The sequence below is a fragment of the Agromyces sp. NPDC058104 genome (genome assembly GCF_042884835.1).
GTDB lineage: Bacteria > Actinomycetota > Actinomycetes > Actinomycetales > Microbacteriaceae > Agromyces.
Genome location: NZ_JBHVTD010000001.1, coordinates 1,586,600 through 1,602,008, shown reverse-complemented (window position 1 = coordinate 1,602,008; position 15,409 = coordinate 1,586,600). Strand labels below are relative to the sequence as shown.

Here is a 15,409-nt window from a genome sequence, read left to right as displayed (position 1 = left end):
CCGACCAGTCCAGTGAGGAGCCTCCGTGGACGGCCCCCTGCTCGTGCTCGACCCCCTCGACGACGCGCCGCTCGGCGCACGGCTCGTCGACGGGGTGCGCCGGGGTATCCTCGGCGGGCTCCTCGCGCCCGGCGACCCCGTCCCCTCCACGCGGGCGCTCGCGGCCGAGCTCGGCGTCTCGCGCAGCTCGGTGGTCGCCGCGTACGAGCAGCTCGCCGGCGAGGGCTACCTCGAGCTGCGCCAGGGCGCGCCGACGCGGGTGGCCCGACTCGTCGTCGAGCCCGAGGCATCCGCCCCCTCGCCGCGGCCCTCGACGAGCCGGACGGCGGCCACCACACCCCCGAGCACCGAGCGCGCCGAGCACCGCATCGACCTGCTGCCCGGCAGCCCGTCGACCTCGCGCATCGACGAGCGCGCCTGGCGCTCGGCCTGGCGACGGGCCGCCGCCGCGCCGATCCCCCGGCTGTCGCCACCGCCCACGGGCCTCGCCGGGCTGCGCGAGGAGATCGCCGACCACCTCAGGCAGGCCCGCGGAGTGAGCTGCTCGAGCGACGACGTCGTGGTCACCGCCGGCACGAGCGAGGCCCTGGCGCTGCTCGGCGGGGCGCTGCTCGAGCTCGCGCGCGAACGACGCGAGCTCGACCGGCGCAGCACGCCGACGGTCGCCGTCGAGCACCCCGGCTACCCTTCGGCCCGCCGGCTGCTCGAGCGACGCGGGCTCGCGATCGCGCCGCTGCCCGTCGACGCCGACGGGCTCGACCTCGACGCACTGCGGCGGATGCCCCGTCCGCCGGAGGCCGTCATGGTCACCCCGAGCCACCAGTACCCGCTGGGCGGCCGCCTGCCCGTGGCATCCCGGCTCGAGCTCATCGACTGGGCGCGCGCGCACGGAACGCTGATCATCGAGGACGACTACGACAGCGAGTTCCGTCATCTCGGGGCGCCGCTGCCCGCGCTCGCCTCGCTCGACCGCCTCGGCGCGGCGAGCGGCCTGAGCGGCGATGAGCGCAGCGCCGAGCGCACCGTGCTCGTCGGCAGCTTCTCGAAGGTGCTCACCCCCTGGCTGCGTCTCGGCTACCTCGTGCTGCCGGGCGACCCGGCACTCCGCGCCGCCGTGCTCCGGATCCGGGCCGACGAGCCGTGCCCCGTTCCGGGCCCCGCGCAGGAGGCGATGCGCGCGTTCCTCGCCTCCGGCGCCCTGCGCCGCCACATCGCCGCCACCCGGCGCGACTACGCGCACCGGCGGCGCATGGTGCAGGCCGTGCTCGGCGACCTGCCGGGCGCTCCCCTCAGCGGGCTCGACGGCGGACTGCACGCGGTCATCCGATTCGACGACACCGAGGCCTCCGCCGCGATCGTCGCCCGTCTCGCCGACGAGGGGGTGGGCGTGGCCCCGCTCGCCGACTACTCCGCGGTGCCCGACGAGCTGCCCGGAGGGATCGTCTTCGGCTACGCCGGCGTCGGCGACGCTCAGCTCGGCGAGGGACTCGAGCGCATCCGCTCCGTCCTCCTCGACGCTCTCGACCCGACGGCGGCCGGCGGCTAGGGTAGGGCCGATCGGCGCCGTGTGCGCCACCCTACGATCGGAGGCGCCTGATGCGTCGATCCCCGGTGACCGCCGTGTGCACGGCCGCTGCCCTCGCCGTGGTCCTCAGCGCGTGCACCCCGTCCGAGACGGCGGCGGCGCCGACCGTCACGGTCACGGCGACCGTCACGGTCACGCCGACGCCCCCACCCGAGCCGACGCCCACGACGCCGCCGCCCGCGGCAGCACCCGCACCCGAGCCCGTGCCGAACGCCGCGGCACCGGTCGTCGAGCCGGGGCCCGCCAACGACCTCGGCGCCCGCGACGGCGCGAACGGCACCCCGGTGCTCGACGACAGCGGCATGCCCGTGAGCTACACCGTCGTCGCCGGCGACAGCTTCTTCGACATCGCCCAGCGCTTCGACCTGCCTCAGCAGCAGTTGCTGCGGATGAACCCGCAGGTGCATGATTTCGGTGAGACCGTCTACATCGGCAACGTCATCAACCTGGATTGGACGAAGACGGGCTGAGCTCGAGGCATCCTCCTGTGAACGAGATCGTCACCATCGCACCGTGGAACCCGTGGCCGCTCGCGATCCCCATCGTGATCGCCGTGGCGGGCATCGTCGTGTCGAGTCTCGGCACCCGGCGCCGGTCGAAGCCGATCCGCGAACTCGGATCGGGCGTGTTCCTGATCGCCGTCGTCGCCTTCGCGGCGATGTTCGGCGTCATGCCGGGCTCGTGGGACCAGGGCGAGCGGGCGAAGGCGCTCGTCGCGGTCGGCTACGTCACGCCGACCTTCTCGGCCGAGCAGGTCGTCGGCCCGGGCGAGGCCGCGGCCGTGGCGTTCCAGGCCGAGCGCGACGGCGAACGCGTGCGCGGCGTGCTCAGGCACCAGGGCGGCTCGGAGTGGCAGATCGCCGAGATCGAGGCCGACGACTGAAGGAGTGGAACGCCGCGCGGCGCCGCACGGTGCCGCGGCGCGCTCGACGCCCGGCCGCTCAGCGCACGACGTCGTAGCGGGCGGCGACCCAGTCGCGGGGCTGCAGCCGCTTCTCGGTGTCGCGCGGCAGCACGTGCCGCGCGATCGCCTCGCGGACGGCGGCTGCGTACGCCTCGGCGAGCTCGGCCCGCAGCTCGGGCGACAGCACCGACAGCACCGACTCGGCCCACTCGCGCGCATCGCCGGAGGCGTCGATCGCCTCGTCGCGCAGGGCCGCGGGGCCCCCGCCGCGGGCGCGATGCCGCAGCTTTCCGCCGGCCGCGCTCGCCCGCGCGACGCGATTCGCGTCGAGTGCGAGCACCGTACAGGCGATGAGCCCGGCGACCGACATCGCCGAGGCCAGAACGGCGATGGGGAAGAACTCGTCGCTCGCGTATCGCACGGCCATCGCGATGACGGCCATCGCCGAGAAGACCGCGCCCACCCAGAGGAACGCGGAGCGGGTCACCGCGGCGGAGTCGTCGCGCTGCATGAGCAGCACCTCGCGCTCGCGCCGGGCGACGACCGCACCGATCGCGATCGCGGCGAAGGCGACCGTGAGGAAGCCGACCATCGTCGGCGCCGTGACCTCGAGGCTGTCGAGCGCCGGCGTGCTGCGCGCGCCCGCCGCGGCAGCCATGCCCATCGCGCCGCCGACCGCGAACATGCCGACCAGGTCGGGCCAGGGGGTCACGAGCCGGGGCCTCCACGGCGCCGTGCGCGAGCCGGTCTCCCAGCCGTCGACCCAGACCGCGAACGAGCGATCGACCAGCTCGAGGCGTTCGCGCACCGATGCGTCGGCGGCGCCGATCGCCGCGAGCAGCGGTTCCTGCAGGGCGCGCGCGACGGAACGGGCCGATCCCGGCCCCAGCTCGGCCGATCGCGCGTGCGCGACCGCCGTCTCCTTCGTGCTCACCCTGCGTCCCGCCGTGGGGCGGCGGGCGCGGCCGTTGCCGCGCCCGCCGGAATGCCGAGGACTAGTTGCCGGCGAGCGCCTGGTCGGTGTCCTTGATCGCCTGCATCATCTTGCGCAGCGACTCGCCCATGTCGGAGATGCCCTCGATCGCCTTCTCCAGACCGGTCGTCAGCTCGGTGTAGCCCTCGCCGAACTTGCCCGACGCGTGCTGCGTCTTGAAGTCGTCACCCAGGAGACGGTCCACATCGTCCTTCAGGCGACGCAGCACGTCGCCGATCTCCTCACGGCCCGAGTCGAGACGACCGGCCATCGACTCCATCTCACCGTACGACGCCTTGAAATCAGCCATCATCAACCCCATCCATCAGAATTCTCCGCCACCCGGACGGGCGACCTCCATGAGACTAACCGCACCCCCCGAACCACGAGAATGGGCAGCACTCCCCATCCCGAGCACCCCGCCCGAACCCGCGCACGCTATCGTCGGAGCACGCGTCGAGGCAGGGAGGCCCGATGACCGAGGTCGTCACCATCGCGGCATGGAACCCGTGGCCGCTCGTGCTTCCCCTGCTCGTGCTCGCCGGCGGCGCCGCCGTGATCGCCACGGGCGTGCGGCGCAAGCGGCCGCGCGTGGTCGAGCTCGGCGTCTTCGTCGGCGTCGCCGCGTTCGTCGCAGGGGCACTGATGACGTGGGGGCTGTCGACCGCCTGGGACGCCGACGCGCGACGCCTCGTGCTCGCCGAGGCGGGCTACACCGAGACCGAGGTCACGACCGTGCACGACGAGCGTTCGGGCGGACGGCCCGTGCTCGAGTTCACGGGCGTGCTCGACGGCCAGCACGGCGAGCGCGGCCGGCTCCGGCACCTCTCCGGCGACCGGTGGGAGGTCGTCGAGTTCTGAGCGCCGCCCCCGCCCGTTCCCGAAACGGGTGCGACGACGTAGCGTTGGGAGGGTGCTGACTCCTCCCGTGCCGAAGAAGCGACCGACCGAACGCGAGCACCACGGCGACGTCGTGGTCGACGACTACGAATGGCTGCGCGACAAGGACGACCCCGAGGTGCTCGCCCACCTCCACGAGGAGAACGCGTTCACCAAGGCGCGCACCGAGCACCTCGCCATCCTGCAGGAGCAGATCTTCGAGGAGATCAAGCACCGCACGAAGGAGACCGACCTCTCGGTACCCGCTCGCGAGGGCGACTGGTGGTACTACAGCCGCACCGTCGAGGGGCAGCAGTACGGCATCCACTGCCGGGTGCCCGCGGCGGGCCCCGACGACTGGGAGCCGCCGGTCACCGCCGAATCGGGTGCGCCGCTCCCCGGCGAGCAGATCCTGCTCGACGACAACGTCGAAGCCGAGGGCCACGAGTTCTACGCGCTCGGCAGCTTCGACCTCACCGCCGACGGCTCGACCCTGCTCTACGCGACCGACGTCGAGGGCGACGAGCGGTACACGATCAGGCTCCGCGCGGTGGATGACTCGGGGCGCGAGTACTCCGACGTCATCGAGGGCACCGCGGCCGGCGCCGTCTTCGACCCGAGCGGCCGCTACCTCTACTACGCGACGGTCGACGAGGCCTGGCGCCCCGACACCATCTGGCGGCACGAGGTCGGCACCGAGGCATCCGCCGACGTCGAGATCTTCAGCGAGCCCGACGAGCGCTTCTGGCTCGGCGTCGGGCTCACCCGCAGCCGCAAGTACCTCGTCATCGAGGCCGGCTCGAACATCACGAGCGAGACCTGGCTGCTGGATGCCTCGGACCCGACCGGTTCGTTCGCCGTCGTCTGGCCGCGGAAGGACGGGGTCGAGTACGACGTCGAGCACGTCGTCGCCGGCGGCAGGGACCGGCTGCTCATCACGCACAACGACGGGGCGGTGAACTTCGAGCTCGTCTCGGTGTCCGCCGACGACCCGCAGGGGCCGCGGCGCATGCTGCTGCCGCACAACCCCGAGGTGCGCATCGAGGGCGTCGACGGCTTCCGCGACTTCGTCGCGCTCGAGTACCGCCGCGACGGGCTGCCCCGGGTCGCGGTCGCGAAGGTGCCGGCGAACGGGCTGCCGGCCGGGGCGACCGTCGACGACACCCTGCACGAGCTCGCCTTCGACGAGGAGCTCTTCTCGGTCGGCCTCGCGGGCAACCCCGACTGGGCTCAGCCCACCCTGCGCCTCGGCTACACGAGCTTCGTCACCCCCTCGACCGTGCTCGACCTGGTCGTCGCGACGGGCGAGCGCAAGCTGCGGAAGCGCCAGGCCGTGCTCGGCGACTACGACGCCACGCGGTACGCGCAGCGCCGCGAGTGGGCGACGGCCGACGACGGCACGCGCATCCCGATCTCGCTCGTCTACCGGCACGACCTCGTCGACCTCGGCGTTCCCGCACCGACCCTGCTGTACGGGTACGGCGCCTACGAGCACTCGATCGACCCCGGCTTCGGCATCCCCCGGCTGTCCCTGCTCGACCGCGGCATGGTCTTCGCCGTCGCCCACGTGCGCGGCGGCGGCGAGATGGGGCGGCTCTGGTACGAGCACGGCAAGAAGCTCGAGAAGCGCAACACCTTCACCGACTTCGCGGCCGCGGCGCGCCACCTCATCGACGAGGACATCACGGCGCCCGACCGGCTCGTGGCGCAGGGCGGCAGCGCGGGCGGACTGCTCATCGGCGCCGTGGCGAACCTCGCCCCGAAGTACTTCTCGGGGTTCCTCGCCGAGGTGCCGTTCGTCGACCCGCTGACCTCGATCCTCGACCCCTCGCTGCCGCTCACGGTCATCGAGTGGGACGAGTGGGGCAACCCGCTCGACGACGAGGAGGTGTACGCGTACATGAAGTCGTACTCCCCCCTCGAGAACGTGCACGACGGCGCCCACGGCGGCCGGCACTACCCGCCGATCCTCGCCGTCACCTCGCTCAACGACACCCGGGTGCTCTACGTCGAGCCGGCGAAATGGGTCGCCCGGCTCCGCGAGGTCGGCGCCGACGCGCTGCTGAAGATCGAGATGGCTGCCGGGCACGGCGGCGTCTCGGGTCGCTACGCGGCCTGGCGCGAGCGCGCGTTCGCGTACGCGTGGCTCATCGACGCGGCGAAGGCGCACCCGAGCGGAGAGTAGCGGCGGCCGGGCGCGAGGGGCGGCCCGGCGGCGGGCGGTCGGCCGGTCGGCAATCCGACGATCAGGCGTCCCGGCCGGCCCGCGGCACGTCGTACGTGATGTGCGTCACGAGGTCGGTCTGCAGCACGTCGACGGGCGTGAGATCGAGGTCGAGGCCCTCGAACAGGCGCTCGCCGGAGCCGAGCGTGATCGGCGAGATGCTCACGATGATGCGGTCGACGAGCCCGGCGGCGAGGTACTGGCGCACGGTGCTCGCGCCGCCCGCGACCGAGATGCGCCCCGTCTCGCCGACGGCGGCTCGCGCCTGCGCGAGCGCGTGCTGGATGCCGGTCGTCACGAAGTGGAAGGTCGTGCCGCCCTCCATCTCGACGGGCTCGCGCGGGTGGTGGGTGAGCACGAAGACCGGGCCGTGGTACGGCGGTTCGGCGCCCCACCAGCCCTTCCACTCGTCGTCGGGCCACTCGCCGCGGACGGGGCCGAACATGTTGCGCCCCATGATGTACGCACGCGGCGCGAGGATCTGGTCGACGATGGGCTGCGCCTCGTCGGGCTGCTCGAACATCCACCGGTGGAGCGGCTCGCCGCCCTCGCCGAGCGGGTTCTCGAGGGATTGGTTCGGGCCCGCGACGAAGCCGTCGAGGGAGACCGTGATGTTGGCCGTCACGAGGCCGTCGTCGAAGCTCATGCCGTGCACCCTACGCCGCGGCGCCGACACCCGCAGCCGCGCCGCCCGATCGGGCGGACCGCCCCGCGACCGCCCCATGCGAGCGCATCGATTCCGCGCTGAGCGAGCACTGTTCCGGATGCCGCGGGCCGCTGCGAGACTGACGCAATGTCTCTTCTCACCGAACTGAGCGAGCAACTCCCAGGCCGGGCCTTCGGTCCCGGCGCATCCGAATACGACACCGGTCGCACTGTCTTCGCCGGCGCGGGCGACCCCGAGATCGTGGTCCGCCCGCACACTGTCGACGAGGTGGCCACGGCGGTGGCCGCGGCCGCCGCAGCCGGCCTCTCGATCGCCGTGCGCAGCGGCGGCCACGGCCTCCTCCCGGTCGACGACGGGCTCGTCATCGACCTGGCCGAGTTCGACGCGATCGACGTCGACGACGCCGGCCTCGTCACCCTCGGCCCCGCCGCCCACTGGGGCGATGTCGCCGCCGCACTCGCACCGCGCGGCCTCGGCATCAGCTCGGGCGACACCCGGCAGGTGGGCGTCGGCGGGCTGCTGCTCGGCGGCGGCATCGGCTGGCTCGTGCGCACCCACGGCCTCACGATCGACGCGCTGCGCGAGGTCGAGCTCGTGACGGCCGCGGGCGAGGTGCTCACCGTCAACGCCGAGTCGCACCCCGAGCTCTTCTGGGCGCTCAGGGGCGGCGGCGGCAACTTCGGGGTGGTCACGCGCTTCACCGTGCAGGCGAGCCCCGTCGACGGGCTCGCCGGGGGATCGATCCACTTCGACCGCTCCGACGTGCCGACCGTGCTGCGCGCCTGGCGAGAGGTCATGCGGGCCGGAGGCGACGACCTCAACTCGTCGATCATGCTCATGCCCCCGATGGGGCCCGAGATGCCCGGCGGGCCTCAGGTCGGCATCGCCCTCCACGGCACCGAGGCCGAGCTGCGCGAGCTGCTCGCACCGCTGCTCGCCCTCCCGTCGGTCACGAAGGTCGACCTCGCGCCGATCGCCTACGGCGAGCTGCTCGAGGACGCCCCGCCCGGCCGCCCGCCGTTCCAGTTCGTCGGCGGCAACGGCTTCGTCCCTGACGTCTCCGACGAGCTGCTCGAGGCGGTCTCGGCCGCGTACGCCCGCGACGTGCCGACCATGGTGCTGCTGCGCGCGCTCGGCGGCGCCTTCTCACGGGTCGACGCCGACGCGACCGCGATCGCCCATCGCGACGCCGAGGCGCTGGTCGTCGTCAACGGCGTGCTCCCGGCCGACGCCGAGCCCGAGCTCGTCGCAGCCGTCAAGGCCGGCAGCGACGCGGCGCTCGCGTTCACGACGGGCTCGTACGGCGGATTCGAGGCGAACCGCAGCGACGCGATCACGGCGTCGATGTACCCGCCGGCGACCCTCGAGCGGCTGCGGCGCGTGAAGGCCGAGGTCGACCCGGGCAACTCGTTCCGGCGCAACCACAACATCACGCCGGCGTGAGTCGTCGGGGCTCGGCCGGAAGCGCCGGTCGAGCCCCGAACAGGCGAGCACCCGACCCCGCCGTATCGATCCGCCGAGACGGCGGATCATCGCGACGGCGGGCGGCTCGGCAGCGGGCAGCCACGCGAGCAGCGTGATCGCGCCTCGTGCGCCGTGCGCTCAGCCGAGGACGGTCGTGCGAGCGCCGGCGGGCGCCTCAGCGGGCTCGATCGAGAACACCGTCAGCCGGCTCGCAGCCCAGACGAGCACGCCCGCGGCGAGCAGCGCGGCCAGCAGACCGATGACGTGCACGAGGAGCGAGGGCAGCCCGCGCTCTGGCAGCAGGAATCCGTACGGCACCCAGCCGTCGGTCATGCCGCGCGCGAGGACGACGACGAGCCAGGCGACCGGGTACGGCAGCACGAGCCAGATGCGACCCCACGGCACCGCCGGCCGGTCGGCGACGAAGGTCCAGTCGAGCACGACGGCGATCGGGAACACGATGTGCAGCACCGCGCTCACCCATGGCGGCGCCGACCCGGTTCCGGGCACGAGCACGTTGTAGACGAGGGCGACGACGACGAGGCAGGCGACCCCGATGCCCCGCACGGTCGAGAGCCAGCGCGGCACCGCTCGCCGGGCGAGCACGACCGCGCCCGTTGCGATGAGCACGAGACCCATGAGCAGGCTCGTCTGGTTGGTGAAGTACCCGAAGAAGTCGAAGACGCCTCCGTCTCCCGCCACCACACGCAGTCCCCAGGCGTAGCCGAGCACCGCGATGCACGACGCTCCCGCCGCGATCCTCGCCCAGGCGATCGCGCGCACGGACTCTGGCCGCCGTCGCCGCGGACTCACGCGCGACGGCCCGATGAAGACGCCCGCCCGCAACGGCGGTTCAGGCGCATCGATCGGTCAGCTCGAAGGAGACGCCGCCCGTCGAGGCGAACTCGACGCCGGCGACCTCGTACACGATCTCGATCGCGTCGGCGCGACCCGGGGCGTCGCCCCGTTCGACCACGACGGCGACCGACAGCGGCTCGCCGGCCGCTGCCGTCGTGCCCGCGGCCGGGATGCGCACGTCCCATTCCGGAAGGGTCGGCGGGTACTCTGCCGAGCCGATGGCGTCGCCCGACCCGTCGAGGAGATACGCCTCGCGCATGGTCAGGCCGTCGGCATGGACGAGCCGGACCTCGCGCACGGTGATGTCGGTGCCCGGTGCCGGGAGCACGTCGCCGATGACGACGCGCTCGTCGCTCGCGAGCGGGGTGCATTGCCAGGCGCCGCCGTTGCGCCCGAAGCTCGATGGGATGACGCCCCCTTCGTCAGCAGCGCATCCGGTCACGACCGCCGCGACCGAGGCCAGCACGAGCACCGCGCCCAACCGTTTCATGCACCGTTCTCCAGTCTCGTCGAGCGTCTTGGTGCTGAAACGCTAGCGCCCGCCGTCGCGCACTGGCCAGCGAAAGAATCCTCATCAATCAGGGGCCGCAGCAGCACCCGTCGCGTCGACCCCGGCAGCCGACGGCCTCAGGCGAGCGGCGGGTCCTCGTGCAGGTCGACATCGCCGTCGGTGAGCGCCCACCGGGTGAATCGCACGGTCAGGTCGGCCCGCAGCGGCGCGCAGACCATCGGCCCGGCTTGGGCTACGCCGGCGGTGAAGGGGGCGACGCGCAGCGTGCGCCAGCCGCTCGTCTCGGTGCGGGCGCGCAGCGTGACGGCGTCTCCGGCGACGCCGCCGCGGCTCGCGCGGATGGTGACGATCTCGCCCGCCCACTCGGGCACGGGCGCCATCGACCAGTCGCTGACGCCGTTCGTGACGACCGCCCCGAGGTGCAGCACGCCGTCGGAGACCTCGAGACCCGCCTTCACCCACTGCTCCTCGCCCGCGAAGAGCAGGATGCCCGCCTGGTCGTAGAGCCCGGTGAGCGCCGACGCGTCGAAGCTCACTTCGTACGCACTGCCGGCCGGCCAGTCGGCGAGCAGCCCGTGACCGTCGTCGTGCACGAAGCCGTAGTGGGTGGTGCGCCAGTAGTCGCTGGCCTCGACGGCGGTGACGACGAGCTCGTCGCCCTCGGGTCGGATCGACGCGGGCTCCCGCGTCCAACGGCCGTCGTTCCACTCCATCGCGCGCGCAGACATGGGCTTCACGTTAGCGCGGATGCTCCGGCGAGCCCGGCCACCGCCGCCGTGAGGAACACCCAGTCGTTGAGGATGTGCGCTCCGGCCGCGACCCACAGGTTCTTCGTGCGGATGAACGCGAGCGTGAACGCGATGCGGGCCGACCCGATGATGAGGAACGACTGGGCCACGTTCCAGCCGTAGGTCGGCAGGTGCGCGGCCCCGAACCACAGCGCGGAGGCGATCCAGGCCAGCACGATCGCGGTCCTGCGCGAGAGACCGGCCTTCGCGAAGAGCAGGTAGAGCACCGCGAGGAACGGCAGCAGGGTGAACACCTCCTCGCCGACGAGCTGGATGCCGCTGCCGACGTAGAGGGCGACGGCATCGACTTCCCCGGCGTCGCCCGCCGCGGCGATCGTCGTGTTGGGGCTCACCCGGAAGAGCGTCGAGACGAGCGTGCCGACCGAGAAGGTGATGGCGATGTTCAGCACGGCGAAGAACGCCATCGCGAGCAGGTCCCGCCAGCCGACCCGACGGAAGACCGCCGTCCAGTGGCGGCCCGCCACGAGTGCGAGCGCGGCGAGGGGAATCGCGACGAAGAGGGTGCGCGGCACGATCGCGACGACGTTGCCCGGCTGCGGGAAGAAGGTGAGCACGAGGAATCCCACGACGCACGCCGCCCAGACCACGCCCCAGCGCCAGGGAGCGAGCTCGACCGGTGCGCCGTCGTAGAAGGGGAAGTCGGCCCCGTCTCGGCGCTCGATCGCGCGCCCGAAGCGGTCGCGGTCGGTGAGCGGGCGAAGCCGCCCCCGCTCGCTGAACACCTCGCTCGTCATACGGCCCCCCGGACGTCGATGAGGCCATCATCCCAGCCGGATCGACCACGGTGGAAGGGCGTGGCACGACCCTCGGCGGCGCTCAGCCCACGAATCCCCGGAAGGGGTCGTTCTCCTCGGCGCGCCGCTCGCGCTCGCGCTCGGCGGCGCGCAGCTCGTCGTCGAGGTCGAGCAGCAGCCCGGCCAGCCGGGTCTCGCGCTCGGCCTCGTACTGCTCGTCGACCTCGATCTCGGGCCAGCCGCCGCCCCACTCGCGGGCGAGGCGGGCGTCGATCGCCCCGGCCACGTCGTCCCACGCCTCGGCGCGGGCGCGCTCGGCGAAGGCGGCGAGGTACTCGGGGTCGCTCCGCTTCGTCCAGAGCTCTTTCGCCACGGCGGCGTAGACCTGTTCGCGACGGCGGAGGTTCGCGGCATCCGCCCGCCGGTAGTCGTGCTCGTTCGACGCGCGACCCTCGCGCTTCGCGGCGACCGTGCGGTCGTCGGCGGTGCGCTCGGCGACCTCGTCGGCCTCTTGCACGAGCTCGTAGAGCACCTCGCGGGCGGCGGCCGCGGCGCGTTCGGTGTCGAACGGCTCGTCGCTGCGCAGGGCGTGCATGACGAAGCGATTGCGCAGCGCCATGCGACCGGCGGCCTCGGCGACGAGGATGCCTTCGGCGAGCATCTCGTCGAAGGTGGGCGGGGTGACCTCGGGCAGGGCGCTGCGGTCGAACGGCTTGAAGCGCTTCGCCCGCTTCCTGCGCCAGAACGGCATGCCACACCCCCGTGAACGTCGATGTCCGACGCCGATCGGCGTCGGAGAACGAGCCTATCGCGGGCTGCTGACGCGACGCCGGGGCGGGGTCGACCGGTGTCGCCGGTCGGGCGTAGCCTGCCGGAATGACGGGAGCGGAGGGCGTCGCGCGCGGGTCGACCGACGGCACGCACGGCGCGCACGGCGCGCACGGCGAACGCGACGCACGCCGCTGCGGGCTCGTCGACGACGACGGCCGTCCATGCCCCAATCCGGCGCAGCCTGCCGCGCCCCTGCCGCTCTGCGCCGGGCACCTGCTCGTCGCCCACGACTGGGTCGAGCGCGAGGTCGGCGCGACCGACCTGCTGCCCGGGCCGTGCCCGGCCTGCGGGTCGCGGGTCGGCGTGCGCTACCCGAGCGGGTGGATCTGCGCCGAGTGCGAGTGGCGCTACGGCGAGCTGCCCGATCGCACCCTCGACGACGACCCGGTCGAGGTCGTCTACTACCTGCGCTATCGCGACCAGGTGAAGATCGGCACCTCCGCGAACCCGCGGCGCCGGGTCGCGAGCCTGCCGCACGACGAGGTGCTCGCGTTCGAACAGGGCGGCCGCCTGCTCGAGCGCGCCCGGCACGAGCAGTTCGCCGCGTTCCGCGGTGCCGGCACCGAATGGTTCGAGGTGCACGACGCACTGCTCGAGCACATCGCGGCGCTCTCGGCGGGAGTCGACGACCCGTGGTCGCAGTACGCCCGCTGGGTGAGCCGCCGCCTCGGTCGTCCGGCACACGGCTGAGGCCCGTGCACGGGCTTCACAGCCGCGGCCCCGTAGCGTCGATGGCATGGCAGGCGAGACCGAGGGCATGAATGCGATCGCGCAGTGGGCGGTCTCGCTCATGGAATGGCTCGGGGCGCCCGGCGCCGGCCTCGCCATCGCCGCCGAGAACCTCTTCCCGCCGCTGCCGAGCGAGCTCATCCTGCCGATGGCGGGCTTCACGGCGAGCCGCGGCAGCTTCGGCCTCGTCGAGGTGCTGCTCTGGACGACGCTGGGTTCGGTGATCGGCGCGCTCGCGCTGTACGGTCTCGGTGCCTGGCTCGGCCGCGACCGGCTGATCCGCATCGTCGACCGCATGCCGCTCGTGAACGTCTCCGACGTCGAGCGAGCCGAGGCCTGGTTCGAGCGTCACGGCGGCAAGGCCGTCTTCTTCGGGCGCATGATCCCGCTGTTCCGCAGCCTCATCTCGGTTCCGGCGGGCGTCGAGCGGATGCCGCTGCTGCGCTTCACCCTGCTCACGACCGCCGGCAGCGCGATCTGGAACACGGTCTTCGTCGTCGCCGGGTTCGCCCTCGGCGAGAACTGGCACGTGGTCGAACAGTACGCCGACGTGTTCAAGTGGGTCGTCGTCGTGCTCGGCGCCGGCGCCGTCGGCACCTTCCTCGTCGTGCGGCTGCGGCAGCTCGCCCGGCGCGGCAGCGTCGCATCCTGATCGCGCCGCGAGCCCGCGAACCCGCCAACCCGCGAACCCTCGACGTCGCCCGGTCGCCATGCCATAATCGTTAGGGCACTAACAAATCGCCTGCACACCCTGGAGCCCCATGACCGCGCACCGAGCTCCCGCCGCACCCGCCGGCACCGAGGCATCCGCCCCCATCGCCGGCGATGACGCCGTCGACCTGCTCGCACTCGAGAACCAGGTCTGCTTCGCCCTCGCGGTCGCCGCTCGCGGCGTGATCGGCATCTACCGGCCGATCCTCGAGCCCCTGGGGCTCACCCACCCCCAGTACCTCGTGATGCTCGCCCTCTGGCAGCGCAGCCCGCGCACCGTGCGCGACCTCGGCGAGGCGCTGCAGCTCGAACCCGCCACCCTCTCGCCCCTGCTCAAGCGGCTCGAGGCGCAGGGCTACCTCACCCGCGAGCGCAACGCGCGCGACGAACGGGCGCTCGACGTCGCCCTCACCGAGACGGGCCGGGCGCTCCGCGAGCAGGCGCTGTCGATCCCGCCGCAGGTCGTCGACCGCCTCGGCATGGACCTCGCCGAGCTCGGCGCCCTGCGCGACCGCCTCACCGAGGTCATCGCGGCCGTGCAGCACGGCTGAGTCGCACGGCGAACGCGGTCACCCCGTCGACGCGTCGAACCCCGGCACTCCGCCGTCGGCGGTCGCGAACTTCGCGATGAGGCTGCAGTCCTTGCCGCCGTAGCCCTCGTCGATCAGGCGGTCGAACTGCTCGAGCGCGATTCGCGCCGCCGGCATCGGCAGCTCGGCGGCCGTGCCCGCGTCGACGGCGAACGCCAGGTCCTTCTGGGCGAGCGTCGTCGCGAAGGTCGCGTCGAAGTTGCGGTCGGCCGGGCTCGTGGGCACGACCCCGGGCGCCGGGTACCAGGTGCGCAGCGGCCACGACTCCCCCGACGAGACGGAGGCCACCTCGAAGAACTTCTTCGGATCGAGCCCGAGCGACCCGGCGAGCGCGGCCCCCTCGGAGACGCCGAGCAGCGAGACGAACAGCATGAGGTTGTTGGCGAGCTTCGCCGCGATGCCGAGGGTCGGGCCGCCGAGGTCGAAGACGTGCCCCGCCATCGGCTCGACGAGCGCCCGGGCGCGCGCCACCTCGTCGGCGCCCCCGCCGAGCATGAAGGTCAGCGTGCCCGCGTCGGCGCCGGCGATGCCGCCCGAGACCGGCGAGTCGACGAAGCCGAAGCCGCGTGCGGCGGAGGTCTCGTGGCAGAACGCCGAGGTCGTGACATCCACCGTCGAGGTGTCGAGCAGCAGCGCGCTCGTCGGGGCGCTCGCCCAGACGCCGCCGTCGCCGCCGTAGACCTCGCGCACGTGCTCGCTGCGCGGCAGGCTCGTGAACACCGCGTCGGCGCCGTCGACGGCCTCGGCGATGGAGCCGGCCACACTCACGCCGCGCGAGGCGGCGGCCGCGCGCGCCTCGGGCACCGGGTCGACCCCGCGCACCTCGTGGCCCGCGGCGACGAGCCGCGCCGCCATCGGGGCGCCCATGTGCCCCAGTCCGATCCACGCGATGTCCGCCATGCTCATCGCCCTCCCGACCTCGTCGACGTGAAGTGCTCGT

At 73.2% G+C, this 15,409-nt stretch carries 17 protein-coding genes and 1 pseudogene; 9 read left to right on the top strand and 9 right to left on the bottom strand.

Annotated features, from left to right (window positions below):
- Positions 1 to 25 precede the first annotated feature (25 nt).
- From ACFVTH_RS07620 to ACFVTH_RS07610, 3 genes are read left to right on the top strand one after another with little or no spacing between them, the layout of a single operon-like run.
- Positions 26 to 1,546, top strand: coding sequence for a PLP-dependent aminotransferase family protein (locus ACFVTH_RS07620; protein ID WP_387088531.1), 1,521 nt, complete (start codon positions 26 to 28; stop codon positions 1,544 to 1,546).
- Positions 1,547 to 1,596: 50 nt separating this feature from the next.
- Positions 1,597 to 2,055 carry a LysM peptidoglycan-binding domain-containing protein gene (locus ACFVTH_RS07615; protein ID WP_387088528.1) on the top strand — a complete coding sequence of 153 codons (459 nt, stop codon included), beginning with the start codon at positions 1,597 to 1,599 and terminating at the stop codon, positions 2,053 to 2,055.
- A 17-nt stretch (positions 2,056 to 2,072) separates the two neighbouring features.
- Positions 2,073 to 2,468, top strand: coding sequence for a hypothetical protein (locus ACFVTH_RS07610; RefSeq protein ID WP_387088525.1), 396 nt, complete (start codon positions 2,073 to 2,075; stop codon positions 2,466 to 2,468).
- Positions 2,469 to 2,526: 58 nt separating this feature from the next.
- On the opposite strand, the gene ACFVTH_RS07605 is transcribed toward ACFVTH_RS07610, so the two are convergent.
- Positions 2,527 to 3,423 carry a hypothetical protein gene (locus tag ACFVTH_RS07605; protein WP_387088522.1) on the bottom strand — a complete coding sequence of 299 codons (897 nt, stop codon included), beginning with the start codon at positions 3,421 to 3,423 and terminating at the stop codon, positions 2,527 to 2,529.
- 61 nt (positions 3,424 to 3,484) lie between these two features.
- Positions 3,485 to 3,775 (bottom strand): WXG100 family type VII secretion target, encoded by a 291-nt coding sequence (locus ACFVTH_RS07600; RefSeq protein ID WP_246192102.1) that lies wholly within the window; start codon positions 3,773 to 3,775, stop codon positions 3,485 to 3,487.
- Positions 3,776 to 3,936: 161 nt separating this feature from the next.
- Between ACFVTH_RS07600 and ACFVTH_RS07595 the strand changes: the two genes are divergently transcribed.
- Together ACFVTH_RS07595 and ACFVTH_RS07590 are read left to right on the top strand one after the other, a co-directional pair.
- On the top strand, positions 3,937 to 4,323 hold the full coding sequence (locus tag ACFVTH_RS07595; protein ID WP_387088519.1) for a hypothetical protein: 387 nt from the start codon (positions 3,937 to 3,939) through the stop codon (positions 4,321 to 4,323).
- A 52-nt stretch (positions 4,324 to 4,375) separates the two neighbouring features.
- Positions 4,376 to 6,526 (top strand): S9 family peptidase, encoded by a 2,151-nt coding sequence (locus ACFVTH_RS07590; protein ID WP_387088516.1) that lies wholly within the window; start codon positions 4,376 to 4,378, stop codon positions 6,524 to 6,526.
- A gap of 61 nt (positions 6,527 to 6,587) precedes the next feature.
- Here ACFVTH_RS07590 and ACFVTH_RS07585 read toward each other — a convergent pair whose 3' ends face one another.
- Positions 6,588 to 7,211, bottom strand: coding sequence for a dihydrofolate reductase family protein (locus tag ACFVTH_RS07585; RefSeq protein ID WP_387088514.1), 624 nt, complete (start codon positions 7,209 to 7,211; stop codon positions 6,588 to 6,590).
- Between the two features lie 147 nt (positions 7,212 to 7,358).
- On the opposite strand from ACFVTH_RS07585, the gene ACFVTH_RS07580 reads away from it, so the two are divergent.
- Positions 7,359 to 8,675, top strand: coding sequence for an FAD-binding oxidoreductase (locus ACFVTH_RS07580; RefSeq protein ID WP_387088511.1), 1,317 nt, complete (start codon positions 7,359 to 7,361; stop codon positions 8,673 to 8,675).
- Positions 8,676 to 8,834: 159 nt separating this feature from the next.
- On the opposite strand, the gene ACFVTH_RS07575 is transcribed toward ACFVTH_RS07580, so the two are convergent.
- The 5 genes from ACFVTH_RS07575 to ACFVTH_RS07555 form a co-directional block, all read right to left on the bottom strand.
- Positions 8,835 to 9,479 carry a Pr6Pr family membrane protein gene (locus tag ACFVTH_RS07575; protein WP_387088508.1) on the bottom strand — a complete coding sequence of 215 codons (645 nt, stop codon included), beginning with the start codon at positions 9,477 to 9,479 and terminating at the stop codon, positions 8,835 to 8,837.
- Between the two features lie 70 nt (positions 9,480 to 9,549).
- Positions 9,550 to 10,044: a hypothetical protein gene (locus ACFVTH_RS07570; RefSeq protein WP_387088506.1), complete on the bottom strand. Its 495-nt coding sequence runs from the start codon at positions 10,042 to 10,044 to the stop codon at positions 9,550 to 9,552.
- A gap of 137 nt (positions 10,045 to 10,181) precedes the next feature.
- The gene (locus tag ACFVTH_RS07565) at positions 10,182 to 10,793 is read right to left on the bottom strand and encodes a DUF1349 domain-containing protein (RefSeq protein WP_387088503.1); all 612 of its coding nucleotides are present in this window, start codon (positions 10,791 to 10,793) and stop codon (positions 10,182 to 10,184) included.
- A gap of 5 nt (positions 10,794 to 10,798) precedes the next feature.
- Positions 10,799 to 11,608: a CPBP family intramembrane glutamic endopeptidase gene (locus tag ACFVTH_RS07560; RefSeq protein WP_387088500.1), complete on the bottom strand. Its 810-nt coding sequence runs from the start codon at positions 11,606 to 11,608 to the stop codon at positions 10,799 to 10,801.
- An 82-nt stretch (positions 11,609 to 11,690) separates the two neighbouring features.
- The gene (locus ACFVTH_RS07555) at positions 11,691 to 12,359 is read right to left on the bottom strand and encodes a hypothetical protein (protein ID WP_387088497.1); all 669 of its coding nucleotides are present in this window, start codon (positions 12,357 to 12,359) and stop codon (positions 11,691 to 11,693) included.
- 125 nt (positions 12,360 to 12,484) lie between these two features.
- Here ACFVTH_RS07555 and ACFVTH_RS07550 point away from each other — a divergent pair, with 125 nt between their 5' ends.
- The 3 genes from ACFVTH_RS07550 to ACFVTH_RS07540 all read left to right on the top strand — a co-directional run bounded on the left by ACFVTH_RS07550 (position 12,485) and on the right by ACFVTH_RS07540 (position 14,430).
- Entirely contained in the window at positions 12,485 to 13,129 is a 645-nt protein-coding gene (locus ACFVTH_RS07550; protein ID WP_387088494.1) for a GIY-YIG nuclease family protein, read from the top strand.
- 46 nt (positions 13,130 to 13,175) lie between these two features.
- Positions 13,176 to 13,820, top strand: coding sequence for a DedA family protein (locus ACFVTH_RS07545; RefSeq protein WP_387088491.1), 645 nt, complete (start codon positions 13,176 to 13,178; stop codon positions 13,818 to 13,820).
- Positions 13,821 to 13,929: 109 nt separating this feature from the next.
- A complete protein-coding gene (locus ACFVTH_RS07540) occupies positions 13,930 to 14,430 on the top strand; it encodes a MarR family winged helix-turn-helix transcriptional regulator (protein ID WP_387088489.1) in 501 nt (166 codons plus the stop codon).
- Positions 14,431 to 14,448: 18 nt separating this feature from the next.
- Here the strand turns inward: ACFVTH_RS07540 and ACFVTH_RS07535 are convergent.
- Positions 14,449 to 15,387 (bottom strand): annotated as a pseudogene (locus ACFVTH_RS07535) (NAD(P)-dependent oxidoreductase); the annotation flags it as partial.
- Positions 15,388 to 15,409 lie beyond the last annotated feature (22 nt).

What these genes read in the sequence shown, in the direction of transcription:
- ACFVTH_RS07545 (WP_387088491.1), top strand. Translation starts at nt 13,176, where the DNA reads ATGGCAGGCGAGACCGAGGGCATGAATGCGATCGCGCAGTGGGCGGTC.
- ACFVTH_RS07540 (WP_387088489.1), top strand. Translation starts at nt 13,930, where the DNA reads ATGACCGCGCACCGAGCTCCCGCCGCACCCGCCGGCACCGAGGCATCC.
- ACFVTH_RS07595 (WP_387088519.1), top strand. Translation starts at nt 3,937, where the DNA reads ATGACCGAGGTCGTCACCATCGCGGCATGGAACCCGTGGCCGCTCGTG.
- ACFVTH_RS07560 (WP_387088500.1), bottom strand. Translation starts at nt 11,608, where the DNA reads ATGACGAGCGAGGTGTTCAGCGAGCGGGGGCGGCTTCGCCCGCTCACC.
- ACFVTH_RS07565 (WP_387088503.1), bottom strand. Translation starts at nt 10,793, where the DNA reads ATGTCTGCGCGCGCGATGGAGTGGAACGACGGCCGTTGGACGCGGGAG.
- ACFVTH_RS07580 (WP_387088511.1), top strand. Translation starts at nt 7,359, where the DNA reads ATGTCTCTTCTCACCGAACTGAGCGAGCAACTCCCAGGCCGGGCCTTC.
- ACFVTH_RS07600 (WP_246192102.1), bottom strand. Translation starts at nt 3,775, where the DNA reads ATGATGGCTGATTTCAAGGCGTCGTACGGTGAGATGGAGTCGATGGCC.
- ACFVTH_RS07615 (WP_387088528.1), top strand. Translation starts at nt 1,597, where the DNA reads ATGCGTCGATCCCCGGTGACCGCCGTGTGCACGGCCGCTGCCCTCGCC.
- ACFVTH_RS07585 (WP_387088514.1), bottom strand. Translation starts at nt 7,211, where the DNA reads ATGAGCTTCGACGACGGCCTCGTGACGGCCAACATCACGGTCTCCCTC.
- ACFVTH_RS07550 (WP_387088494.1), top strand. Translation starts at nt 12,485, where the DNA reads ATGACGGGAGCGGAGGGCGTCGCGCGCGGGTCGACCGACGGCACGCAC.
- ACFVTH_RS07570 (WP_387088506.1), bottom strand. Translation starts at nt 10,044, where the DNA reads ATGAAACGGTTGGGCGCGGTGCTCGTGCTGGCCTCGGTCGCGGCGGTC.
- ACFVTH_RS07555 (WP_387088497.1), bottom strand. Translation starts at nt 12,359, where the DNA reads ATGCCGTTCTGGCGCAGGAAGCGGGCGAAGCGCTTCAAGCCGTTCGAC.